We start from the raw sequence: 24,314 nt of genomic DNA, 5'->3' as shown, positions 1-24,314 counted from the left end.
TAAGCGTTGACATTTTACTTACCTTTGTAGCAATTAATTAGTGTTTATATGATTTATTCGATGACAGGTTATGGCAAATCTGTATTACAATTGCCAACAAAAAAAATAACTATAGAGTTAAAATCGCTTAATAGCAAAAACCTAGATTTGAATGCTAGAATGCCTTCAATTTACAGAGAGAAAGAACTAGACTTACGTAAATTAATTGCTAAACAACTAGTACGTGGTAAGGTAGATTTTTCTATTTATGTAGAAACAACTGCTGATGATACCTCAACACAAATTAATGCTCCTGTTGTAAAACAATACATGGAACAATTAAAAGCTGTTTATAATGATGGTAACCAAATGGAGTTACTAAAAATGGCTGTTCGTTTTCCAGATGCATTAAATACTGTTAGAGAAGAAATAGATGACACAGAATGGACACAAATTGAAGCCGAAATAAAAACTGCTTTAAACCATTTATCAGATTACAGACTAAATGAAGGAAAGGTTTTAGAGCAAGATTTTAAAGATCGTATTAAAAACATTGCAGACTTACTTGAACAAGTCATTTTTATGGATCCAGAACGTATAGATGGTGTTAGAGAACGGTTAAGAAAAGGCGTCGAAGAACTAAGAGAAAAATACGATGATAATCGTTTTGAACAAGAGTTAGTATACTATATTGAAAAGTTTGATATTACCGAAGAAAAAGTAAGACTAAACAACCACCTTAACTATTTTAACGAAAGTATAAACAGTCCGGATTCTAACGGAAAAAAACTAGGTTTTATCGCGCAAGAAATTGGTAGAGAAATCAACACAATAGGTTCTAAAAGTAATTATGCACCAATGCAACAATTGGTTGTACAAATGAAAGACGAGCTTGAAAAAATTAAAGAACAATTATTAAACGCGCTTTAAACACTACTACATTGACTAAACAACCAACAAAACAAGGCAAATTAATTGTGTTTTCTGCACCTTCTGGGTCAGGAAAAACTACCATTGTAAGACATTTGCTTAAACAGGAACAATTAAATTTAGCGTTTTCAATTTCTGCAACTTCAAGAGAAAAACGCGGAACAGAAGTAGATGGTAAAGACTACTATTTTTTATCTGCTAAAGATTTTAAACAGCACATAAAAGATGATGACTTTTTAGAATGGGAAGAAGTGTATCGAGACAATTTTTACGGAACTTTAAAAACAGAAGTCAAGCGTATTTGGGCTTTAGGCAAAAATGTTATTTTTGATATTGATGTCTCTGGAGGATTACGTATTAAAAGAAAGTTTCCTGAACAAACTATAGCTATTTTTGTTAAACCACCAAGTATTGACGAGCTTAAAATTAGACTTAAAAAGCGTAAAACAGAAAGCGAAGACAAGATAAATATGCGCATCTCTAAAGCCAGTGCAGAATTAGCTACAGCACCTTTATTTGATGTTATTATAGAAAATGATAATCTTGAAAAGGCTTTAAACGAAGCTGAGCATTTGGTTGACAGTTTTATTAAAAGCTAATTAAAATACACCTAAGCATAGAAGTAAAACATGAAAATAGGCTTATACTTTGGATCGTTTAATCCAATACATATTGGACACTTAATTATTGCTAATCAATTAGTAGAAAACAGTGATTTGGATCAAATCTGGTTTGTTGTAACACCGCACAATCCATTTAAAAAGAAAAGTACATTGTTAGACAATCATCAAAGATTAGAGATGGTTTATTTAGCAACCAAAGACTATGACACACTAAAAGAAAGTGATATCGAGTTTAATTTACCTCAACCAAATTATACTGTAAACACGCTAGCTTATTTAACTGAAAAACATCCTACAAAAGATTTTTCATTAATAATGGGTGAAGACAACTTAAAAAGCTTTCATAAATGGAAAAACTATCAAGTTATTTTAGACAACCACCACATTTATGTTTACCCAAGGATAAGTGAAGGCGTTACTGAAACACAATTTGATAATCACCCTAAAATTCATCATGTCGAAGCACCAATAATTGAAATTTCTTCTACCTTAATACGTAACAGTATTAAAGCTGATAAAAATGTCAAACCTTTATTAAGTGAAGACGTTTGGACCTATTTAGATCAAATGGGATTTTATAAATAACATTACAAAAAAAGCGACCCTAATGGAATCGCTTTTTTTATGTTAACTACTGTATAAATTAATCTAAAGCAGGAATACGTAATACTTGACCTGGATAAATTTTATCAGAATCAGTTAACATAGGTTTATTGGCATCAAATATTTTTGGGTACTATATAGCATCATTACAATAATGTTTAGCTATTTTTCTTATTCCCACAACTTTTGCTCCTGTATTTTTAATACTTATACGACTAATGTTTTTAAAAAAACAAAAAACCGCTTAAAACAAATGTTTTAAACGGTTTTTACAAACTAACTAATAAAAATATTATGCTCTAGAGTTTTCTCTAGTATTGTCTTGTTTTTTAGTATGCTGGACACGTTTTTTAAGACCTGAAGTTTTTGATGTATCAATTGACTTTCCTTGTTTTAAATATTGGATATAACCACGTCCTGTAAATTCATATAACGTTCCTGAAGAAGGATGAAATAATTCTATACGTTGATCATTAACAATACTCAATTCAAACTGCTCATTATCAAAATAATCATAATCTAAAACCAATGTCTTTAAATACATATTACCACTAACGTTTCCGACGTTATAAAACCCTGAATAATCCCAATATAAATTGTTTGGGTCAATTCCGTTTGGATCTTGACTACTTCTAAAAGTATCATCGTTTCCTCCAGTTAAAAACTGTAAATAGTTTTCGTTATCAAATTCATTTAAAGCACCATAATTACTGGTATATGTTTTTTCCCAAGCTTCATATTCTTGTAAAAAATATTGGATGTTATCATAAAACACATAGTCATAATCAAAATTATTACGTTGGTAACCATGTAAAAAATACGATGTATCAGTAAATGGGTTGTATAACTCGATAGTATTATTATCTATTTGATAAACATCAAAACTATCATATCCATCAATATCATGGTCTATGTCTAAAATATTATCATAAGCATTGTAATAACCAATTGGTATCCCAAAACCGTTACCTTGACTTCCAATACCAACTAAATTATTATTAGCGTAAAGGGTTCCGTTTCTAAAAGATACGGTAAAGGCTATTTGTAAAAAAGGAGACTCGCCATAACCTATAGTTTCTTCAACAGCAACATACCATAACTCATGAGAGTTTAAGACTTGATTGATGCTTAAAGGTATTGGATCGTTGTAATTATCTACAGCTACTTCAGTATAACACGAAGTAAACAAAGTTGCTATTAAAGCAAAACCTGAAAGTAATTTTAGAGTTTTCATAATCTGTCATTTTAAGGATTGATACTTAACTGTTTTCAAAAGCTGTGCCAAAAAGCAAACAACATTGATAATCCATTAACATTTATGACTTAAATTTTATGTATTTTTGAATTAGTTATTAAAATTAAATAATGAGTCAACAATTAAAATACGCTGTTTTTGGATCCGGAAGTTGGGCTACTGCAATTGTAAAAATGCTATGCGAAAACTTGGATGAAGTAGGATGGTACATGCGTAGCGTTTATACTAAAGAGCATTTATTAAAAGAACAACATAACCCAAGTTACTTAAGCTCAGTCGAGTTTCATTTAGAACAACTAAAACTAAGTAACGATATTAACGAAATGGCTAATTACGCAGACGTACTAATTTTTGTAGTACCCTCTGCTTTTATACATTCTGAGCTACAAAAACTAACCGTAGACATTACCAACAAAACAGTAGTTTCTGCAGTAAAAGGGATTTTACCAGAAACAGGAAAACTTTTAGGCGAGCATTTTCATGATAATTATAACATACCATTTGATAATATTGGTGTGATTGCTGGACCATGCCATGCAGAAGAGGTTGCACTTGAGCGATTATCTTACCTAACCATATCTTGTGCAGACCAACAAAAAGCACAGCACATTGCAGATGCATTATCTAGTGACTATATAAAAACCAAAATCAGCGATGATATTATTGGTACAGAATACGCTGTAATGCTTAAAAACATTTATGCAATAGCAGCAGGAATAGCACATGGTTTAGGATATGGAGACAATTTCCAGAGTGTATTAATGAGTAATGCAATACGCGAAATGAAACGTTTTATTAAAAAAATGCATAAAATGAAACGTAACATAAACAACTCTGCCTACCTTGGTGATTTACTAGTCACAGGCTACTCTACATTTTCGCGCAATCGTATGTTTGGAAACATGATAGGTAAAGGTTACACCGTAAAATCCGCACAAATGGAAATGAGTATGGTTGCCGAAGGTTATTATGCCACAAAAAGTGCCCATTTACTAAACTCCAAAAACAAGAAAAAAACACGCTTACCAATAGTAAACGCAGTTTATGACGTTTTGTACGAAGGTAAAGATGCAAAAAAGGTGTTTAAAAAATTAACAGATAAATTAGACTAAAAAAATCCCTTTGCAAAAAGGGTTTTTTTTATAAACTTTAAATTATAATTTGGGCGTTACCTAAAGGTCGCGCTTTACGTTGCAATCTTTTTAATCGTACCTCATAAAAAGGATTTACACTGCAATCGCTAACGCGTAAACAGCCCAATTAATTACTTAACCAAAACACCTTTTAATTGCATTAAAGGCAAAGGTTGTAAAGCCTTAATATTAATCGTGTTTTTTCTAAACAAATACGTTTTATCATACATCTGGTTACCTTCAAAAAAAGTAACCTTAAACTGGTTATTTAACGCTAAAACCTTGTCTTGTAAAAATTCTATTTTAGCATAACTTCTGGCAGGTAGTTTTGCAATAGTATGACGCATTGGAGGCGTCATTTTAGTATCATTATAGCCTTGTGACACAATTAAAACAGTATCTAAATCTACATCACTATTATTAATAATATAAGCATTCCAATCTAGGGTTTTATACTCTAAATGCTGCTCTTGTACAACAGCAACATGTACATCTTTAACCTCAGGAATAACAATATCTTTTTTCATAAAAACACAATACTAATTATCAAAAATTTACTGCAAAAATATAGATTAGTAGTATAGATTATGTAACATTCGGTAAGTTTTTATTACATATATTAGCATAAATTAATAAACAATGACCAATTTTAAACCAATTTTACTATTAACATTTTTAGCAATCACCTTAACTTCCTGTGTAGATGGAGCATCAAAAGCACACTCTGCAATGCAAGAAGAAGACATACCTGATTGTAAAATAATGATTATTTTAGGTGATGACCGAAGTGGCTCGTCACAAAGCATTCAAAAATTAGACAAAACAGACTACGAAGCTGTAATAGACATTATCAACCAAAATGGACATGGCTACTTTGCTTCAACCATAATTGGTAATCCTGCACCAAATTCTAAAGAAATTTTTAGACTAAAAGTAAGTGCATTAAAACCTTATGAAGATATTTTAACCTCTGAAAACCCAACATTAACAGAGCAAGCCAAACAAAAAAAGCACAACGAAAAAATTAAAGCTAAAAACGAAAAAATTAAAAAGAAAAACCAATCTCGTTTAAAAAGCTTTTTATCCAAAACATTAGAGTCTTCTATATTAGGATACAAACCGCATAAAGGTAATGACATTACAAATATAGATTTAGCATTTGGTCATATCAATAAACTTTTAAAAGAACCAAATATTGAAGACTATGACAAAGTGATAGTTGCTTTATTTACAGATGGTGTTAACGAGCCTGTTAGATCTGGAAAAATCGTAGACATCAAAAATAATTTAGAACTAACCGATAATGCAGAATTATACCTTGTCGGATGGAAAGACACTTCTGTTTTTGGAGGAATTGAAATTAATGAATTTGAAGGGAAAGAAGGCTTTTTTAGCTACCTAGAAGATTTTGAATGCTTATAATAAAACACACATAACCAACCTATGATTGTTAACTGGAATCAACCATCAACAGACGAGTCAGAAAACCTATATTCAATATCTGATGAAGTCGCAGCAAGAGCTAATTCGGCATCAAAACGTGCTAGAGACACATTTGAAGTACTAAAACCTGAAGAAGCAAAGCTTAACCAATGGGACAAAATAATGTCCAATGCTTATGTAGTCCCTTTTACAATATCCTTTATAGTTATTTGTATTTTAGAATACTATTTTAGTCGCGAGATTTATCGTGATATTTTACCTCAAGCGCCTTGGGTTATAGGTATTGGTATAATTTTTATATCTATAGTCATTGCCGAGCTTTTAGTAGGTATGTTAAGTGCACATACTAGAAATAGACGTTTTTTTGAAGACAAAAAAATATTAGCCAATGCATCCACACCAGACTCTGATATTATAAGAGGTGTCTACAAACACGCTAGAGGACAGTTTATTTTTGGATCTATACTTTTTATAGCTATTGGAGGAGCCATTTTTTATTTTTCAAAAGAACGTGTTGCTAGAGAAATTGCTGCAGGAATAAGAGAATCTGCTTTTGGAATTCAAGATATCCTACCTGTATTATTTTACATTTTAGAAGTTTTAGCTGGTCTGTTTGTTTTTTATTTATTTAAAAGATCTGTAGTCGCATATAAAAACTATAGCAACAGAAAAAAATACAGTAAAGAAGTAGAGATAGCAAGACAGCACACTAGCGAATCTTGTAAATACTTTGATAATGCAGAAAAAAAGGGATACAATACATTTTTAGATGACGTTAGTAACAACTTGCATTTAGGGTTTTACCGAAACAAACACCAAAACACTAATCAACAGCATTTAAACTATGTTAATGAACCAGAAATTGAGCAACAATTTTTTAAAGCTAAATTTTTAAATGTTAATGGTCAAGCTGTACAAGTCACAATTGATGTATTAACAGAATACAAGTTTAAAGAAAGTAAAACTAGCGATGCTAGTGGTTTAATAGAATTAACAATAAACTCATATCCACAAGATCAAATCAAACAATTTAGAATCACCTACTTTAATAGTAATGATGATAAGGTTGTAGAAGAAATTTCAGGTAACTACTCGTTAAACAACGATGTTCCTTATGAAATAATCTTAAAATAAAATTTTAAAATCACTTCAAATAAAAAGCCCAACTTTAGATTAAAGTTGGGCTTTTATATTGGTTAAACTCTGGTTTAATTAACTATTAATGTATAATCTATATCATCCACATTTAAATAGCTGTTAAATATATCTTGATGTTTGTTAGTGACTAAAGCTTTAAGCTCTTTTATTTCTTGCCTATTAAACATTAAAACTAAATTTTCTTGTAACGTTGGTATCGGAATTTTACGTTTAACATTAGCATTTGCATACTTATGTTCCCAATATTCCGTTTCAATAAACATTATATATTTTCTAAATTGATTATACTCAACAGGTGAAAATTCAAAATAAATATTATTAAATTCTAAATGAAATTGCTGGCAGTTTTTACAAAAATTTAATTCGCCTTTAGAGGTTTTATTAATCGCTTCTATTCCTTTACACATAATATTGTTTTAAAGATTAATAACAGTCGGTTAATAGTTGATTATTTTGCTCAAAAACACTTAATGGTTGTTGCAATGTATTAGTTGTTATTTTATTTAAAACATCTAACACTTGATTTTGCATTGCAATAGACCCACAAATCATTATAACACCATTATTGCTTAACACCTTAGCAATAAGGTCTTGCTGTCTTGCTACAACATCTTGCACATAAACTTTATCATTGGTTTCTTTAGATAAAGCCATATTAAAACTAGCTAAAGATTTATTATTTAAACTACCATCTATTGTGTTTTTATACAACTGTAACGACTGTTTAGTACGTCCTCCCCAAAACAAATGCTTTGTGGGTTTAGACTGTTGTATCATGCCTAAAAACGGTCCAATTCCTGTTCCGTTTGCTATAAAAACAACATCTTGTACTGTTTTAGCTTTAGGTATATTAAAACTTGTGTTGCTTTTAACAACAGCTTTAATTTGAGTATTGACTTTTAAATTATATAAGTAATTAGAGCACACTCCAAACTCATGTTTTTTTATACTTATAACAATGTTACCATCTATTTTTCCGATAGAATATAGTCGCTCTACCTTATCCTTTTTTGGAATAACAGAGAGTAAATCTCCTGACTTAAACTTAAGTTTTTTATTAGGTTTTAATGTAATAATAAAAGTGTTATCTATATTAATATCGGTTTTATCTACGACAGTAAACAATTGGTCTTTTCTTGCTCTATTTGAAACTTTTAAAGTCGAAGCATCAAAATCTAAGTCAACCGATTGACTCCATTTTTTTGCCCAATTTTTAAAATCGGATTCAGATTGATTATGAATTTTAAATAATTCAACATTAGGTTGAAATTGAGGATGCAGTTGCAAATTAGCATCAACTATTTGCGCAAATTTACAATACTCAGGATACTGTAAAGAGCCAAAACCAACTACAGCATAATGCATTAAACGCTTTTGTTTAACACTGTGTAATAGCGTTAAAAACTTTTTAGCGTTTATTGGCGCTTCACCTTCACCATAGGTTGATGTTAATACAATTAATTGTGAAGCATTTTTATAGTTGGTATAACTGTTTAAATCTGAAATAAAAACCCGATTACCTTTATCTAATAACCCTTTAAAAAATGCTGTTGCTAAATGGTATGTACTACCTGTTTCAGATCCGACAAGTATTATGATATCTGCATTATCCTTGGTAAATTTATTTTTTGGTATTACTGTGTTTTTACGTCTATCAATAGTCATTTTAAATCCAGAATAGATAAAAAACAAGATATTAATACAGGCTATAAATAATACAATAGACCATAATACAGTTCCTTTGCCTGTGTGTAAAACCAAACTCCAATTAGATAAAAAAGTTACCATTGGATCTTTAACTTCGCTTAAAACTTGACCAGAATATTGGTGTACAAGAAGTTCTTTGTTTTTTAGTTTTAAGATGAAATAATCTTCTTCATCTTCAGAAAACGGAAACTCTAAAGTTTCAACATTATTTAAACTAATGGTTTCAAAAACTGACGTTTCAGGCTTTATTTCTGTTACAGCAGTAGTTTCAAAATTTATAGTGTGTTTGTCTTTTTTTTCTTCGATTAAATCAAATTTTAACAACGATAAATACACACCTGTAAGTGTTATTATTATTATTGGTATTAATGATAATCTACCTAAAATAACGTGCCAATATTGCGCAAAATCTTCATTTATAACTTTGGCAAAAAACTTTTTAATTCCGCTTTGACGCTTTATAACTAATATAGCTCCAGTAAATGCAATTAGAAATAATAAAAAAGAACCCAAACCTACAAAAAAGCGACCAATACCTTTTAAAAATAACGAGCGATGTAAACTTGTGGTAAACTTAAATAGATTTGAGACCTCAGGTTTTTGGCCTAAAAACGCAGCTGTTTTAGGGTTAAAATATCCATTTAAAGAGTTACCTTCTTTTGTTATTACAGAAGCAGATACAAATTGATTTGCATCTACTTCTATACTAATAATTTCTGGATATTGTTTTTTAAATGTGGCAATTGTTTGCTCTACATTTAGCTGCTCTATACCATCTATTTTAAAAGGTTGTATTTGTTCTGAAATAGGTTGAAATGACAACACTATTCCTGTAACTGTCGCTAAAAAAACAAATACAAAAGAAGTTATAGCTAATGCTAAGTGACTATACCTCCAAATAGAAATGATCATAGAGATGTATTTAATTAGGCATTAAACGTATGTAACGTATAAATCCTGTACCTTCTTTTTTACTTTTTACACTCTCTGACGTTAGTAAAAACTGAACATCTTGTGTGTAATATTCTTGATCCTCAACAGCTGTTTCAAAACGTATACTATAACCAGAATCTATTTTAGAATCTTCAATTTCTATAACGCTAATAGCACGCTCACCTCCAGAAATTGTTGCTCCTGTTAAGGCATCAATATCTGTACGCACTTTACCTTGAAATTTCCACCATTGTGTAATGTCATGGTACCACTCTTCATCATCACCTTGTACGTAAAGTGTTTTTTCGTATTCGCCTTCTGGATTAATTAATGAAATAGCAATATATGCACCTTCACCTGTATAGTTAGTCATTTGCACCATACACTTGTATTTTGTAGAAGTCGCAATGGTTGAAAAAGAAAATAAGGCGACACAAAGTAACGCTAGACTAAAAATTAGTTTATAATTTTTCATTAGTAGTAATTATTTTAAAAAGTTTAATGATACTCCTTTTTTAGACAATAATTCGTTTTCTGAAGCTAAGTCAAAAACGGTTTCGTCAAAAGATGTTTTTATATTTTTATCGGCTCCTAAAGATAATAAGTATCTAATTACTGTAGTGTCTTGTGCTTTCATTGCTGCTAAATGTAACGCAGTGTTACCTTCACTATTTATAGCATTAACGTCTACATCAAACTGAGCGATTTGCTTTAAAAAGTTAGTATCATTTTTATCTAAAGCTAAATGTAATAGCGTGTTTCCGTTTTTTTGAGGCGTAGTAAAGTCTAAACCATTGCTTTCTAAAAGCTGTAATTTAGTCTCAAAAGATTTAGTATTTCTTGGACTGTAGGACTCTAATAAATAGTAAGCTAAATTATTACCTTTAGCATCTGTAACATCGATTTTTGCATTTTTAGATAGTAACAACTTAACAACATCTGTACTATTATTTTGGACTGCTAATATTAATGCTGTTTGTCCTTTTTTGTTAGCATACTCAATGTTATCAGCTTTACTTAAAAGTGTAGTAACAACCTCAACAGAATTGTTTTTAACTGCATTTAAAAACGGAGTGTTACCGTTTTTATCTGCCGCATTTACGCTTACCCCATTTTCTATAAAGTAGTTACTAACCGCTACATCTTTACTTTTAGCAGCTGTATTATGCAATGGAGTTAAGCCTTCAATTGTTTTAACATTAGGTTTTAAACCAATACTTTCTAGGTATTTATATACTTCAAGACCATTTGTTTTACCACGAGTCCCTTGACTTGCAAAAATAAATGCTTGATCATTACCTTTTAAACCTTCTTTAATTAAGCCTTCTAAAACTTCAATATTACCTGTTTTAGCAGCGTAGTTAAAGATTCCGTTACCGTTATTATCTACGCTTTTTACGCTAATACCTTTATGAATAAAGTAGTTTGATAACTTGATATTGCTTGGTGCAGCTAACAACATAGCGTTTGCACCATCATGGTTTACGTCTTTTTTTAAATCTGCACCATTATCTATACATAACTCATATACTTTAGTGTTGGTTTGTCCTGCATTTGCAGCAAAATTTAATACAGTATATCCATGGTCATCTAAAATATCTGTTTTGGCACCTTTACTAATAAGGTATTCCATTATTGTATCATTACCAGCGTAAGCTGCCCAAAAAATATAAGTACGACCGTCGTGAGTTAACTTATTTACATCATTCCCTTCTTGAGACAACATAAACTTTAAAACATCATTAGGTGCAGATTGCAAAATAGCATACACCATTGGGTCAAAATTATTATTATTTAATTGTGTTGGATCATTACCTTTTGCAATCTCAGATTGTACTGTTGCAACAGAAACCGTTGGATTCCAAAATTTTCGGTTTAATAATATATTGTCTTGTGCTTTGATTTGTATACTTATTAAAAGTATAACTACTGTAATTAATTTTTTCATTTATTTAATTATAAAACTTTCTATTAATGGATTTATTTGCGCTGATGTAGAGTAGTTTTCATCATCAAACAAGTATTTAAACAATACTTTATTATCAACTTTAGCGTGTAAAGCTAAATTTTGGTGTCTTGCAAAAACTTCATTCCATTTTGTTCTTACTTTAGCCCATTTTTCTTGGCTATTTTTCCACCAATCTTGTGCAGCTTGACAACGATTATCGTCTACTTTAACATAAGTATTATATCCTTTTTCTTTTGCTAAAACTACGTCTTCTTTTCCTGTTTCTCTAATTAGTTTTTCGTTATCTTGATCGTGTAACCATCCATATTTGGTAATCTCATGTCTATTACCTCTTAGGGTTACATTATAATCACTTCTTTTAGTATACTCACGTCTTGGTAAAGGCGCAGTTGTTGTGTTTTCCCAAAAACTTTTACCATCTACATGTACCCAAGTTGCAGACCCTTCATAACGTGGACTATCGTCTACTTGATAAACTTTTTGAGTCCATTGGTTTTTAACCTCTTTTTTAGGTTTAGATTGGTATGTCCATTTATTATCTCCGTTAAACATGTAAAAATCAGTGTTTTCAAACAACCAATCTTGTCTCCAATGTTTAACAATATGTGGAGCAGTAGGACTACCTACTTGTAACAAGTGCTGAATTGAAATCTTATCATCACTGTCTTCAACTAATTGAGCCCATTCTAAACCAGAAGCTATCTTAGTGTCAGAAGGTTTATATAACGAATCTTGACTATAGTTAAATGTTTCGGTAAAATTAAAGGTTACTTCGTAACAACCACACATGCTTTTAATAGTATTTTGATCTTGCTTTTTCTTGTTTTGAGCAGTTACTGATAATGAAAATACTATTAATAGTAATGGTAAAGTTGATAATTGTTTCATTTTTAGTTGTTTATAGTTTTATTTAAAAATAATCTATTCTTATTTAGACTGAATTAAAATAAGATATATATTTGCAGCAAATTTAATCAAGAATGATTCTAAATAAAAACTATTTAACGGTTTATTTTATATTTTTTTGTGTAGTAATCCTTTCTGCACAAGAAAAAATAAAAGACACTACTAATATTGAAGTTTTAGAAGAAGTAGTCATTACTGGAGAAAGCAATGTTATGTCTTTAAGTAAAAAGCTTTTTACGGTTAATACCATAAAGAGAAAAGATATAGAAAATGTAGCTGGAAATACATTAGCAGATGTACTATTTAATAACTTAAATATTTCTATTAATCCTGACGCATCCAACGGTAAATCTACTGTTAGTTTATTTGGATTAGATGGTCAGTATGTAAAAATATTAATTGACGGAATACCTGTTGTAAGTGATAATGGTGTTGGTAATAACATAGATATTACACAAATAAATTTAGATGATGTGGAACGTGTTGAGATTGTTGAAGGCTCAATGGGTGTTTTATATGGTGATAATGCAGTTGCTGGAGTTATTAATATTATTACAAAAAGAGGGTTAAAAGACAATGGTTGGGAGCTTCAACTAGCATTACAAGAAGAATCTGTAGGTAACGAATTTGAGTTTTTTGATAAGGGAAGACATATTCAAAATTTTAAAGCTACTAATCAAGTTAATGATAAATTATCCTATTCAATTGGTGCTTCTAGAAACGATTTTGCTGGTTTTTACAATACTTATAAAGGTCCAAACTATGTAAATATACAAGATGGAGCTGTTGTTAATGATGGTTTGCGTGGCACAGAATGGAATCCTAAAGATCAAATTACAACCTCTTTAAATATTGATTTAGATCTAGGTAAACATAACTTATTTTACAAATTACAGTATTTTAATGAAGATTTAGACATCTATAATAGGTCTGTTAATGGACGTTATGAAGACGGAAGACTTAATCCAACCGCTTTAGATAAAAATTACAACACTAATAGATGGGTAAGTAATTTAAACGCATCTGGTAGCTTAATTGGTGATACAAAATATAATGTATCACTATCCTATCAAAATCAAAAACGAAACTATAAAGAGTATGTTTACAACATTTTGGACCAAAAAACAGAATCTGTACAAACCGATGCTGTTAGCCAATCAAGTAACATTTGGTACTCCAAAGCTTTTGTAAATAATATTATAACAAATTCTGAGATCTTTAATTTCCAATTAGGTTATGAATTTACTAATCAAACAGGTTTTGATGCCATAGCTACAGGAAACTACTCTAATGATGTCGTAAAAAATACAATAACAAATTATGAGTTATTTAGCATCACAGAGTTTAATGTAAACAAAAAATTATCTTTAAATCCTGGAGCTAGATTTACGCATAGTTCGCAATTTAATAATCATCTTATTTGGTCATTATCTTCAACCTATGATTTTACAGAAAAACTAAAATTAAAAGCTGTTGTTGGGTCTGCTTACAGAGCACCTAATTTTGAAGAACTTTTCTTCTATTTTGTAGACTCTAACCATAATGTAAGAGGAAATCCTAATCTACAACCTGAAGATGGACTATCCATTTTTGTTAACCTAAAGGATAGCTATAAAATTAATAAAAATGCTTATTTAAAAACAGGGTTTAATACGTTTTATATTGACTTAAATGATGCTATTGCCAGTGTAACTTCAGAGGATGATGATGGTCGTGTTTTATTTACACAAGATAACATAGATTACAGTAAGCGTTTAGGATTTACTTTAGACAATAATTTTATTTATAAAAACTGGAATATTGGACTAGGAGCTACATACTTAGGGACAACTAACGCAATAAATAAGTCACTTAATAACACATCTGATTATTTATGGGCTTTAAATCTTCAAGCCTCTATTAATTATCAAATTGAAAAGTGGAACACTAACATTTCTAGCCAACTTAAATACAACGGTAAAACACAAGGTGTATTTAATGATACTAACGGAGAATTATTTATTGGAGAAACTGATGCATACACGTGGTTAAACTTATCTATAAAAACAAATATAACGCCTAAATTATCTACAACATTAGGTGTAAGAAACCTTTTAGATGTTGTCGATATTAATACAGGTATTTCCGCAGGAGCACATTCTGCGTCTACCTCAACTTCTAGATTGATTGGTAACGGTCGATCATTTTTTTTAAAACTAGCCTATAATTTAAACTTTAATACAAACAAAAAATGAAAAACAAATTTTTAACATTAATAGTCTGCTTAGCTGCATTAGCTTTTACTAACTGTAGTAGTGATGATCATAGCACAAACCCTACAATAACTCCAACTCCTGCTTCTACAGGTGGAATAATTGATCCTACAGTTGGTGGATTTAACCAATCAAATCGTGTATATTTTGATTTAAGTACAGGTGAAGAAGTAGCATTACAACGTGATACTTGGGAACTAGCTATTTATAATGGATCAGAAAACAGAGTGTATCTTAATAATTCATTATTAGTATCTGCTGCTGAGTTAAGCGGTATTACAGATATTACATCTGTTACAGAAACTACAGAATTAAGCACTCCTTTGACTTTAAACACATATGATGCAGCTCAAAATCAACAAGGCAACATAACAGTAACTGTAAACACAGTCTCAGAATTAATGCAAGGTCTACCAATTAGTTATTCTCAATATGGTAATCTTGATGAAGGTATTTCTTTTACAGATAGTAAAGAAGGAGAATTGACAGGAACTGCATTTGGAGAAATTTCGACAACTGATAGTGAAAACAATGTTTATATTGTAAACTTAGGTAACCAAATACCTACTGAAGAGAATGGAGGATTAAATCATGTTGGAGAGGCTAGAGGTTTTATGAAAGTTAGAATCCTAAGCGACGGAAACACTTATACCATTCAATACGCAGCATTAAGTAATACAACAGACTTTTCTGAAATTACCGTAACTAAAGATAGTAGTTACAATTTAACTGGTGTAAGTTTAACTAATGGTCTAATAATAGAAACAGAACCAATATCTTCTAACTGGGATTTAGATTTAGGAGGTGTGTTTTCTTATTATGGATCACAAGGTCTTGATGCTGGATTAACTTATTCAGATTATACTTTACATAATACATTAAGTGCTGTAGGCGTATACCAAATTGATGTAGAAGATGACACAACACCAACTTATACTAATTTTTCATTTAGTGATATTAACGAAGCTAATTTAGTATTTGATAATCGTGCATACATAGGAAGTGGTTGGAGAAGTGTTGATTTTTCAACAGGTGAAACCTCTGTTACTGCAAACAGATATTACATAATAAAAGATACTGATGGTAACTACTATAAATTAAGATTTACAGCTGTTGAAAGTGAAACTGGAGAAAGAGGGAATCCTCAATTTCAATATGATCTTTTAATTGAATAAATCTATATTATAACAAACCAAAATTGGTCTTTAAATACCTAAATTGGTTTACTTACACAAAAAAAGCCTTAACAGTTCTGTTAAGGCTTCTTTATGCTTAAAATTCAAGTTATAAATATTTATTAGTGTAATTATCACTTGTAATACCTTTTAAATTATAAAGCACTAAGTGTTTAAACAATGCTTCTTTTGTATAAATTTCAAACAAATTATTCTCTTTAAACACAAGATTATCTATTCTAAAAAAATAGATTCTCACTATTAATTCAATATCAATTTCGGGTCTTATATCTCCTTTTACTTTTGCTTCAATAAGTAAATCTTGTATGGTTTTATGCGCTAATTCTTCAGAAAAATTATCGAACAACAAGCTTGCTTTAGGATAATATTTTTGTAATCCAAAAATAAAAGAGGGTTTAAAGTACTTTAAATACTCAAACCCTCTACGGTAAATTAAAATAACACACAAAACAGGATCTTTACCATTGCTATCAACAATCCTATTTATATCGGTTTTATACTCGTTTAATAAACTTTCTAGACTTGATTTTACCAAGTCTTCTTTGTTTTTAAAAAAAGAATAAATAGTTTTTTTAGATATCCCAAGCTCAGTTGCTAAATCGTCTAAAGTAACGTGTTTACTACCAAATCTTGTAAACTTAGTTATAGCACATTGTAACAATTGAGTTTTTGTTATCATTTCTTTTTTATTACATTATTATTTCCATCCACCACCAAGCGCTTCATATAAATCTACAACAGACACTAGTTGTTGTAATTGGCTGTCAATAATATTAAGTTCGGCATTTAAAGCACTTTCTCTTGCTGTTAATAAGTCTAAATAGTTAGCATAACCATTTTTAAGTAACTCGTTAGAATTGGCTTCGGCTGTACGTAACGCTTCCACCTCATCTTTTCTAAACTCAAACTTTTTAGTTTCGGCTTTGTATGTATATAATGCATTAGATACTTCACTTCCTGCTACTAACAAGGTTTGTTTAAACTGAAGTAAAGCTTGTTCTTGTTGTGCAAAAGCAACTTCTCTTTGAGTTTTTAACTTACGTTGATTAAAGATAGGTTGTGTAATTCCGCCTATAATATTTGCGAAAATTGAATTAACATTAATTAAATTATCTACATCCAAGCTTTCTAATCCTCCAGAAGCGGTTAATGTTAATGAAGGATATAAATTACTTTTAGCAACATTAGTTAACTCAAACGAATTTATTAAACCATATTCTGCAGCCATAACATCAGGTCTGTTACTTAATAACGTTGCAGGAACACCCAATACGATATCTTGATCTATATTTTGAATGTCTAAACTGCTTCTTTCAAACGTTTGTGGTGTTTTACCTAATAAAATACTTAGCGTATTTTCAGTTTTAAAAATAGCGACTTCAATATCTACTTGTAAAGCTTTAGCACTATTGTACTGTGCGATATTTTGGTCTACTGCAACTTGTGTTACTTGTCCAGCATCTTTTAAAGCTTTAATGGTTTTTACACCACTTTCTCTAGTTAAAATAGTTTGTTTAGTCACTTCTAATTGTGCATCTAAAGCCAATAAATTATAGTATGTATTCGCAATACTAGAAATTAATTGCGTTTTTATTGCTTGATGTCCTGCGACACTTTGTAAGTAAGCAGCTTGTGTTGCACGTTTGTTACTTCTAATTTTCCCCCAAATATCTGCTTCCCAAGATAAATTAGCTGTAATATCATACGTATCTAATCCACCACTAAAAATTGAACCAAATTGGCTATTTTCTGAAAACTCTTGACGTGTGTAATTAGCTCCTACATTTGCAGAAGGCAAGTAACCTGCTTTTCCTTGTTTAGCATAAGCTTGTGCTGCTACTATTTGTTGTAAAGCAATACGAACATCCATGTTGTTTTGTAAACCTTCTTCTATGTATTGCTGAAGGTATTGGTCTGTAAATAAATCTTTCCAAGAGACATCTGCTATAGATACGCTATCTGTTGGTAAATTATCTGTTCTATAAAGCGCTTCTGTTTCTGCTTTTAAATCTGGTCTCACATAATCTTGAGCTACAAAACAACTTTGTAGTGTTAATGCAACGATTAGTATTAGTACACCTCTACTAATTTTTTTATGTTTTAAATTACTTTTCATTGTCTAAATATTCAATAGTTTGTAATGTTGGTTTTCCTGAAATTTTTTCTTGTAACCATTGGAAAAATATAAATAAGATAGGAATAACAAAGACTCCTAAAATGGTACCAATAAGCATTCCGCCTGCTGCTCCAGAACCAATAGAGTTGTTTCCTTCAGACCCAACACCTGAAGCTAAAGCTAAAGGCATTAATCCCAAGATAAAGGCAAACGATGTCATTAAAATTGGACGTAAACGTGACTTAGCACCATCTATCGCTGCATCTACAATACTTTCTCCTTGTTTTCTTCGCTGTAAAGCAAACTCAACAATAAGTATGGCATTTTTAGCCAACAAACCAATAAGCATGATTAAGGCAATCTGGAAATATATATTGTTTTCTAACCCTAAGAATTTAGTACTTATATAGGCACCAAATACACCAAATGGTAATGATAATACTACAGCAAATGGTAGCAAGTAACTTTCGTATTGTGCACTTAATAAAAAGTATACAAATAAGATACTTAATATAAATATGAACGTCGTTTGGTTTCCTGCGTTTACCTCTTCACGTGTTAAACCTGAGTAAGCAACTGTATAATTACTTGGTAGTTTTGCTACCTCTTCCTCAATAACTCTAATAGCATCACCTGTACTATAACCATCGTTAGTAGCACCAGAAATCATGGTAGAATTAAAAAGATTAAAACGTGTTACCGATTGTGGTCCATAAACTCTTTCAAGCGTAACAAACTGTGTAATAGGAGTCATCTCGCCAGAATCAGTACGCACATACATGCTGTTTAAAGCATTCTCGTCTGCTCTATCTTCTGGTAATGCTTGAATATATACTCTATATTGTTTTCCGAATCTAGAAAAATCTGATGCATAAATTCCACCTATATATCCTTGTAATGTTGAAAATATACTATTAACAGATACACCTTTTTCCTTTGCTAATGGTACATTAACTTCCATTTCATATTGCGGATAATTAGTACTAAAAGAAGATTGTGCATATTTAATTTCTGGATGACTCATTAAAGCCATAGAAAAGTCTTTATTGGCTTGATCTAAATCTGTAAACTCACCACCAAATTTATCTAATAAATTAATTTCGAAACCTGATGAGTTACCAAAACCACGTATACTTGGAGGTGAAAAGAATATAATATTGGCATCTGGTATTCCTGCTGCTACACCAAATAATTTTCCTGTAATAGCTTGCGCAGATAACGACTCGTCTTCACGTTCATCCCAGTTTTTAAGTTTTATAATACCAAAACTATAATTACTACCAGCACCACTTATTAAACTTCTACCTTTAATAAAGTTAACAGCTTCAATACCTTCTATACCTTCAATTTGAGCATATAATTTTCTTGAAACAGCATCTGTTCTATCTAATGATGCTCCTGGAGGTAATTCGATGTTTGCAAAAACAATTCCTCTATCTTCATTAGGTACAAAACCTGTTGGAGTTGTCATTGAAGCCCAATAAATACCAACACCTGCAATCATTAATAGTAATACTGAAACAAATTTTCTTTTATATAAAAACTGTAATGATTTACCGTATCTATTAATGGTTGCATTAAATCCACGATTGAATAAGGTATAAAAACGTTTTAATGGTCCTTTTCCTTTTAGATCTTCATCTTCTTTATGTTCTTTTAATAATAAAGCACATAATGCAGGACTTAAGGTTAATGCATTTACTGCCGAAATTAAAATGGCAATAATTAACGTAACACCAAATTGCTCATAAAAAACACCTGTTGGTCCAGTAATAAACGTAACTGGAATAAATACCGCTGCCATTACCAACGTAATTGAGATTATGGCTCCAGAAATTTCGTTCATTGCAGTTAATGTTGCTTTTTTCGGGTTGTGTTCTCCTTCGTCCATTTTAGCATGAACAGCTTCTACAACAACAATAGCATCATCTACTACAATACCAATAGCAAGTACTAAGGCAAATAATGTAAGTAAGTTAATAGAATAGCCAAAAACATTTAAGAAGAAGAAGGTACCTATAATAGATACAGGTACTGCAATTGCAGGAATTAATGTAGAACGGAAATCTTGTAAAAAGATAAATACTACTAAGAATACCAGTAAAAAGGCTTCTAATAATGTGCTAATTACTTTTTCTATTGAAGCGTTTAAAAATAAACTGGTATCGTATGGTACAAAAATGTCTAAACCTTCAGGAAGATCTGCTTTTACATCTTCTAAAGTCACTTTAATGTTTTCAATAATTTCTTGTGCGTTAGATCCTTTAGTCTGGAAAATTCCCATAAAAACTGCTGGATTACCCATACTCATGGCATTAGATGAGTATGATTGTGCATCTAACTCAATAGTTGCCACATCTTTTAAGCGTAAAAATTCTCCGTTTCCTAAAGCTTTAATTACAATATCGCTGTATTGCGCTTCGTCTTTAAAACGACCACTATAGGTTAATGTATATGAAAATGATTCACCATTATTTTCACCTAAAGAACCTGCTGCTGCTTCTAAATTTTGCTCTGCTAAAGCTGCAGTAATATCTGAAGGTATTAAGTTATAAGACGCTAATTTTTCTGGATTTAACCAAACACGCATAGCGTAATCTTGTTGTGAAAATACACTAACATCTCCAACACCACTAATACGTTGCATTGCTGGAATAACGTTAATTTTTAAGTAATTCTGAATAAATGTAGCGTCGTAGTTATCGTTTTCAGAATACATAGAAATAAACATCAAAGCACTGGTTTCCTGCTTTTGTGTTACAACTCCTGTTTGTGTTACCTCTTGTGGTAATAATGGTGTGGCTCTAGCTACACGGTTTTGAACGTTTACAGCTGCAATATCGGCATCTGTTTCTTGATCAAAATATACCGTAATTTCGGCAGTACCATTATTTGATGCTGTAGAGGTAATGTAAGTCATACCTTCTACACCATTAATTTGCTCCTCGATAGGAACAATAACGCTCTCTAAAACGGTCTCTGCATTTGCACCTGTGTAATTTGCAGTTACTTTAATAGTTGGTGGTGCAATATCTGGATATTCCTCTATTGGTAAGGTAGTTATACTAATAACACCTAGCATAACTATGATAATAGAGATTACTGTTGAAAGTACTGGTCTTTCAATAAATGTTTTTAACATGATAAATATGTTTGGTGTTTATCTAATTTCTAAATAATGTTGCAACCGGCTTAATAGCTTCTTCAAAAGAAGTTTCTTGAGGCGCAATTGCCATACCGCTTCTTAGTTTTCCAATACCAGATACTATAATCTTGTCGTTTGCTGCTACACCAGACTCTACAACATATAAGTTATCTACAGTACCTTTTACTTTTAAAATAGAAGTCTCTACTTTGTTATTTTCTCCTAATTTGAAAATCATAATATTACCTTGCTGCTCAAAAGTTGCAGTTTGTGGTACAACGATAGCATCTTTATATTCAATTGGAAATTTAATTTTTCCGCTGTTTCCGTTGGTTAAAATTTCGTTTGAATTATCAAAAGCTGCTCTAATTTGAATAGTACCTGTACTTTGGTTAATTTGTCCTGTACTGGTTTGAATACGCCCTTTTTCAGAATACTCCTTACCATTCGCTAAAACCAAAGTTAAGTCTGGCGAATTTTTAATACGCTCTGCTTTGTTTTGACCTTCTGAGCGTTGCAAATGATCGATATATTGTGCTTCATTAAAGCTAAAAAAAGCATAAACTTCGTCTATTTGACTTACAGTTGTTAGTGGAGTAGCATCACTTGGGCTAATTAAAGCACCTTCTCTAAAATTAATAGCACCAACAAAACCATCAATTGGACTTTTAATGGTAGCGTAGCCGATATTTGCAGTTACACCACTATAATTAGCTTGAGCTTGAGCTAAATTAGCTTTAGCAGTTTCTAATTGTACTGGACTAATAATATTTTTTTCTACTAAAGGAATTAGTTTATCAACCTCTACCTGTGCCACGTTAACGCGTGCTTTTGCTGCTCCTGCATCTTGACTTAACGATTGTGTTTCTAATTTAAAAAGCACTTGTCCTTTACGTACTTTTTGACCTTCGTCTACGTATACTTTTTCTACATAACCAGAAGTTTTTGCCCTAACATCACTATTAACTTTACCCTCTATTGTTGTTGGATACTCTGTATAACCTGTAACGGTTTTTGTTTGTAATTGCGTTACAGGAAAAGGTGCTGGAGGAGCCTCTGCAACAGGTTTATTTTGGTCTTTGCTACCACAACTTACAATGACTAAGAATACACTTAGTGATAGTATTGTTAATAATTTATTATGTCTCATTTTTTACTTTATTAAATATTGAATTGATTGTCTATTATTTTTACTCTTAATGCTTTAATTGAATCTGATGCACCATCTATAAATTTGATATAATCATCATGAAAACTTAAATCAAATTTTTCATCATTATTTTTAATTTTAGTATTATTGATACTTTCTTTATAGTCTTTAATTTCTACGTGTATTTTACGCTCTTCATCCCAATGACTAACCATATTATCTATATGCTGAATGATGGTATCTTTTTTTATTACAAAATACTTTTTACGATCTCCTGTTTTTGTGAAGTATTGAATCTTATTTAAATCTTGTAAATGATTAAGGTGCGTTGATATAGTACTCTTACTTGCACACAATACAGTTACCATTTCTTCAAACGTGGTCCCTTTTTTACCTGTTAAAATGATATAAGCTAAAATACGTGCAGCAACAGGTGCTAATTGCTCTCTGTTTTCTAAATGGACGCCTAACTTTTCAACCAAGCTCATTTTTTGTTTGCAGATTTCTTCTTTCATTATTAAATAATTTTAGTTCTAATTAGGAATATGAAGTTTACAAAACCTAAATCCATTGCAAATTTATATTTTAGTTCGGAAAAAACCGAACTAAACGAAGTTAAACTGTTGTTAAATAAAAAAGCCAACTGTTAACAGTTGGCTTTTAATATTATTTATTTGAATATCAATACTCTATAATGCAGATTTAAATTGCTCTAAAAATCTTACATCGTTTTCACTTAATAAACGTATATCGCTAATTTGGTGTAATAACATGGCTATACGATCTATACCAACTCCAAATGCAAATCCAGAATATTCTTCTGCATCAATACCGCAATTGATTAACACATTAGGATCTACCATACCACAACCTCCAATTTCTAACCATCCTGTTCCTTTTGTAATTTTGTGATCTGTTTCTGTTTCAAGTCCCCAATACACATCAATTTCTGCGCTTGGTTCTGTAAACGGAAAGTATGAAGGACGTAATCTAATTTTAGATTTACCAAACAACTCAGTTGTAAAGTATTGTAAAGTTTGTTTAAGGTCTGCAAAACTAACATCTTTATCAATATACAAACCTTCTACTTGATGGAAAAAACAATGCGAACGTGCAGATATTGCCTCATTACGGTACACTCTACCAGGAGAAATTGTACGTATTGGTGGCTTGTTATCTTCCATGTATCTTACTTGTACAGAACTGGTATGCGTACGTAATAAAATATCTGGATTAGTTTGTACAAAAAACGTGTCCTGCATATCTCTTGCTGGATGGTATTCTGGTAAATTTAATGCTGTAAAGTTGTGCCAATCATCTTCAATTTCTGGACCTTCACTGACATTAAATCCAATGTTAGAAAATATATCTATAATTTGATTTTTAACTATAGATATTGGATGACGTGATCCTATTTGTATTGGCTCTCCTGGACGTGATAAATCACCACTAATTCCAGCGTCTTGTGTATTGTTTTCTAGCTCTTCCTTTAAAGCGTTAACTTTATTTTGAGCTGTATTTTTAAGGGTGTTGATTACTTGACCAAATTCTTTTTTCTGATCATTTGCAACATTTTTAAATTCGGCAAAATATTGCTTTACAATACCTTTTTGTCCTAAAAGCTTAATTCTAAAGGCTTCTATGTCTTCTTTAGTTTCAGCTTTGAATACTTCTGCTTCTGCAATTAATTCTTTAATCTTGTCTATCATAATCTTTTGTACTGAATTTATTTCAGGATCTAAATGGTTAGCAAATCTAATGATTTTTAGGCATAAAAAAACTCCTTATTATAAATAAGGAGTTTAATAAATAATAA

21 protein-coding genes and 1 pseudogene are annotated in these 24,314 nt (G+C 30.9%); 8 read left to right on the top strand and 14 right to left on the bottom strand.

Going from position 1 to position 24,314, the window contains the following annotated elements; genetic code table 11:
- Positions 1 to 48 precede the first annotated feature (48 nt).
- Genes ITB9_RS12265 through nadD form a run of 3 tightly spaced genes read left to right on the top strand, consistent with a single transcriptional unit; the run spans position 49 to position 2,117 of the window.
- Positions 49 to 909 (top strand): YicC/YloC family endoribonuclease, encoded by an 861-nt coding sequence (locus ITB9_RS12265; protein ID WP_261975643.1) that lies wholly within the window; start codon positions 49 to 51, stop codon positions 907 to 909.
- Between the two features lie 11 nt (positions 910 to 920).
- Positions 921 to 1,508: a guanylate kinase gene (gene gmk / locus ITB9_RS12260; protein ID WP_054852463.1), complete on the top strand. Its 588-nt coding sequence runs from the start codon at positions 921 to 923 to the stop codon at positions 1,506 to 1,508.
- Between the two features lie 30 nt (positions 1,509 to 1,538).
- A complete protein-coding gene (gene nadD, locus ITB9_RS12255; RefSeq protein ID WP_054852462.1) occupies positions 1,539 to 2,117 on the top strand; it encodes a nicotinate (nicotinamide) nucleotide adenylyltransferase in 579 nt (192 codons plus the stop codon).
- A 58-nt stretch (positions 2,118 to 2,175) separates the two neighbouring features.
- Here the strand turns inward: nadD and ITB9_RS15380 are convergent.
- Positions 2,176 to 2,268: pseudogene (locus ITB9_RS15380) on the bottom strand (peptidoglycan-binding protein LysM); the annotation flags it as partial.
- A 159-nt stretch (positions 2,269 to 2,427) separates the two neighbouring features.
- Positions 2,428 to 3,369 (bottom strand): hypothetical protein, encoded by a 942-nt coding sequence (locus tag ITB9_RS12250; RefSeq protein WP_054852461.1) that lies wholly within the window; start codon positions 3,367 to 3,369, stop codon positions 2,428 to 2,430.
- 131 nt (positions 3,370 to 3,500) lie between these two features.
- Here ITB9_RS12250 and ITB9_RS12245 point away from each other — a divergent pair, with 131 nt between their 5' ends.
- Positions 3,501 to 4,502 (top strand): NAD(P)H-dependent glycerol-3-phosphate dehydrogenase, encoded by a 1,002-nt coding sequence (locus ITB9_RS12245; RefSeq protein WP_054852460.1) that lies wholly within the window; start codon positions 3,501 to 3,503, stop codon positions 4,500 to 4,502.
- A 152-nt stretch (positions 4,503 to 4,654) separates the two neighbouring features.
- Here ITB9_RS12245 and ITB9_RS12240 read toward each other — a convergent pair whose 3' ends face one another.
- On the bottom strand, positions 4,655 to 5,050 hold the full coding sequence (locus ITB9_RS12240; protein ID WP_028291554.1) for a hypothetical protein: 396 nt from the start codon (positions 5,048 to 5,050) through the stop codon (positions 4,655 to 4,657).
- 112 nt (positions 5,051 to 5,162) lie between these two features.
- On the opposite strand from ITB9_RS12240, the gene ITB9_RS12235 reads away from it, so the two are divergent.
- Positions 5,163 to 5,945, top strand: a complete 783-nt coding sequence (locus ITB9_RS12235; RefSeq protein ID WP_028291553.1) for a hypothetical protein — start codon at positions 5,163 to 5,165, stop codon at positions 5,943 to 5,945.
- A gap of 21 nt (positions 5,946 to 5,966) precedes the next feature.
- Entirely contained in the window at positions 5,967 to 7,100 is a 1,134-nt protein-coding gene (locus tag ITB9_RS12230; protein WP_054852459.1) for a hypothetical protein, read from the top strand.
- Positions 7,101 to 7,174: 74 nt separating this feature from the next.
- Here the strand turns inward: ITB9_RS12230 and ITB9_RS12225 are convergent, their stop codons facing one another.
- The 5 genes from ITB9_RS12225 to ITB9_RS12205 are packed head-to-tail and all read right to left on the bottom strand — an operon-like array spanning position 7,175 to position 12,621.
- On the bottom strand, positions 7,175 to 7,531 hold the full coding sequence (locus ITB9_RS12225; protein ID WP_054852458.1) for a DUF6686 family protein: 357 nt from the start codon (positions 7,529 to 7,531) through the stop codon (positions 7,175 to 7,177).
- A 16-nt stretch (positions 7,532 to 7,547) separates the two neighbouring features.
- The gene (locus ITB9_RS12220) at positions 7,548 to 9,743 is read right to left on the bottom strand and encodes a PepSY domain-containing protein (RefSeq protein ID WP_054852457.1); all 2,196 of its coding nucleotides are present in this window, start codon (positions 9,741 to 9,743) and stop codon (positions 7,548 to 7,550) included.
- 10 nt (positions 9,744 to 9,753) lie between these two features.
- Positions 9,754 to 10,239: a DUF2271 domain-containing protein gene (locus ITB9_RS12215; RefSeq protein WP_028291549.1), complete on the bottom strand. Its 486-nt coding sequence runs from the start codon at positions 10,237 to 10,239 to the stop codon at positions 9,754 to 9,756.
- A gap of 9 nt (positions 10,240 to 10,248) precedes the next feature.
- Complete coding sequence (locus tag ITB9_RS12210; protein WP_054852456.1) at positions 10,249 to 11,712, bottom strand: ankyrin repeat domain-containing protein; 1,464 nt, start codon at positions 11,710 to 11,712, stop codon at positions 10,249 to 10,251.
- A complete protein-coding gene (locus ITB9_RS12205) occupies positions 11,713 to 12,621 on the bottom strand; it encodes a DUF6607 family protein (RefSeq protein WP_054852455.1) in 909 nt (302 codons plus the stop codon).
- A 92-nt stretch (positions 12,622 to 12,713) separates the two neighbouring features.
- Here ITB9_RS12205 and ITB9_RS12200 point away from each other — a divergent pair, with 92 nt between their 5' ends.
- Positions 12,714 to 14,873, top strand: coding sequence for a TonB-dependent siderophore receptor (locus ITB9_RS12200; protein WP_054852454.1), 2,160 nt, complete (start codon positions 12,714 to 12,716; stop codon positions 14,871 to 14,873).
- On the top strand, positions 14,870 to 16,066 hold the full coding sequence (locus ITB9_RS12195; RefSeq protein ID WP_054852453.1) for an HmuY family protein: 1,197 nt from the start codon (positions 14,870 to 14,872) through the stop codon (positions 16,064 to 16,066). Before ITB9_RS12200 ends, ITB9_RS12195 begins: the two co-directional genes overlap by 4 nt.
- Positions 16,067 to 16,175: 109 nt before the next feature.
- Here ITB9_RS12195 and ITB9_RS12190 read toward each other — a convergent pair whose 3' ends face one another.
- From ITB9_RS12190 to pheS, 6 genes are all read right to left on the bottom strand, one after another.
- Entirely contained in the window at positions 16,176 to 16,766 is a 591-nt protein-coding gene (locus ITB9_RS12190) for a TetR/AcrR family transcriptional regulator (protein ID WP_054852452.1), read from the bottom strand.
- A gap of 18 nt (positions 16,767 to 16,784) precedes the next feature.
- Entirely contained in the window at positions 16,785 to 18,203 is a 1,419-nt protein-coding gene (locus ITB9_RS12185) for an efflux transporter outer membrane subunit (protein ID WP_054852451.1), read from the bottom strand.
- Positions 18,193 to 21,345 (bottom strand): efflux RND transporter permease subunit, encoded by a 3,153-nt coding sequence (locus ITB9_RS12180; protein WP_054852450.1) that lies wholly within the window; start codon positions 21,343 to 21,345, stop codon positions 18,193 to 18,195. The genes ITB9_RS12185 and ITB9_RS12180 overlap by 11 nt, the downstream gene beginning before the upstream one ends.
- 22 nt (positions 21,346 to 21,367) lie before the next feature.
- A complete protein-coding gene (locus ITB9_RS12175) occupies positions 21,368 to 22,498 on the bottom strand; it encodes an efflux RND transporter periplasmic adaptor subunit (RefSeq protein WP_054852449.1) in 1,131 nt (376 codons plus the stop codon).
- Between the two features lie 11 nt (positions 22,499 to 22,509).
- Complete coding sequence (locus ITB9_RS12170; RefSeq protein ID WP_054852448.1) at positions 22,510 to 23,013, bottom strand: GbsR/MarR family transcriptional regulator; 504 nt, start codon at positions 23,011 to 23,013, stop codon at positions 22,510 to 22,512.
- A gap of 174 nt (positions 23,014 to 23,187) precedes the next feature.
- Positions 23,188 to 24,207, bottom strand: coding sequence for a phenylalanine--tRNA ligase subunit alpha (gene pheS, locus ITB9_RS12165; protein ID WP_054852447.1), 1,020 nt, complete (start codon positions 24,205 to 24,207; stop codon positions 23,188 to 23,190).
- Between the last annotated feature and the right edge of the window lie 107 nt (positions 24,208 to 24,314).

The sequence above is a fragment of the Olleya sp. ITB9 genome (assembly GCF_001315805.1).
GTDB lineage: Bacteria > Bacteroidota > Bacteroidia > Flavobacteriales > Flavobacteriaceae > Olleya > Olleya sediminilitoris.
Note: the sequence above shows the minus strand (reverse complement) of the source record. Positions and strands in the feature narration are given on the sequence as shown.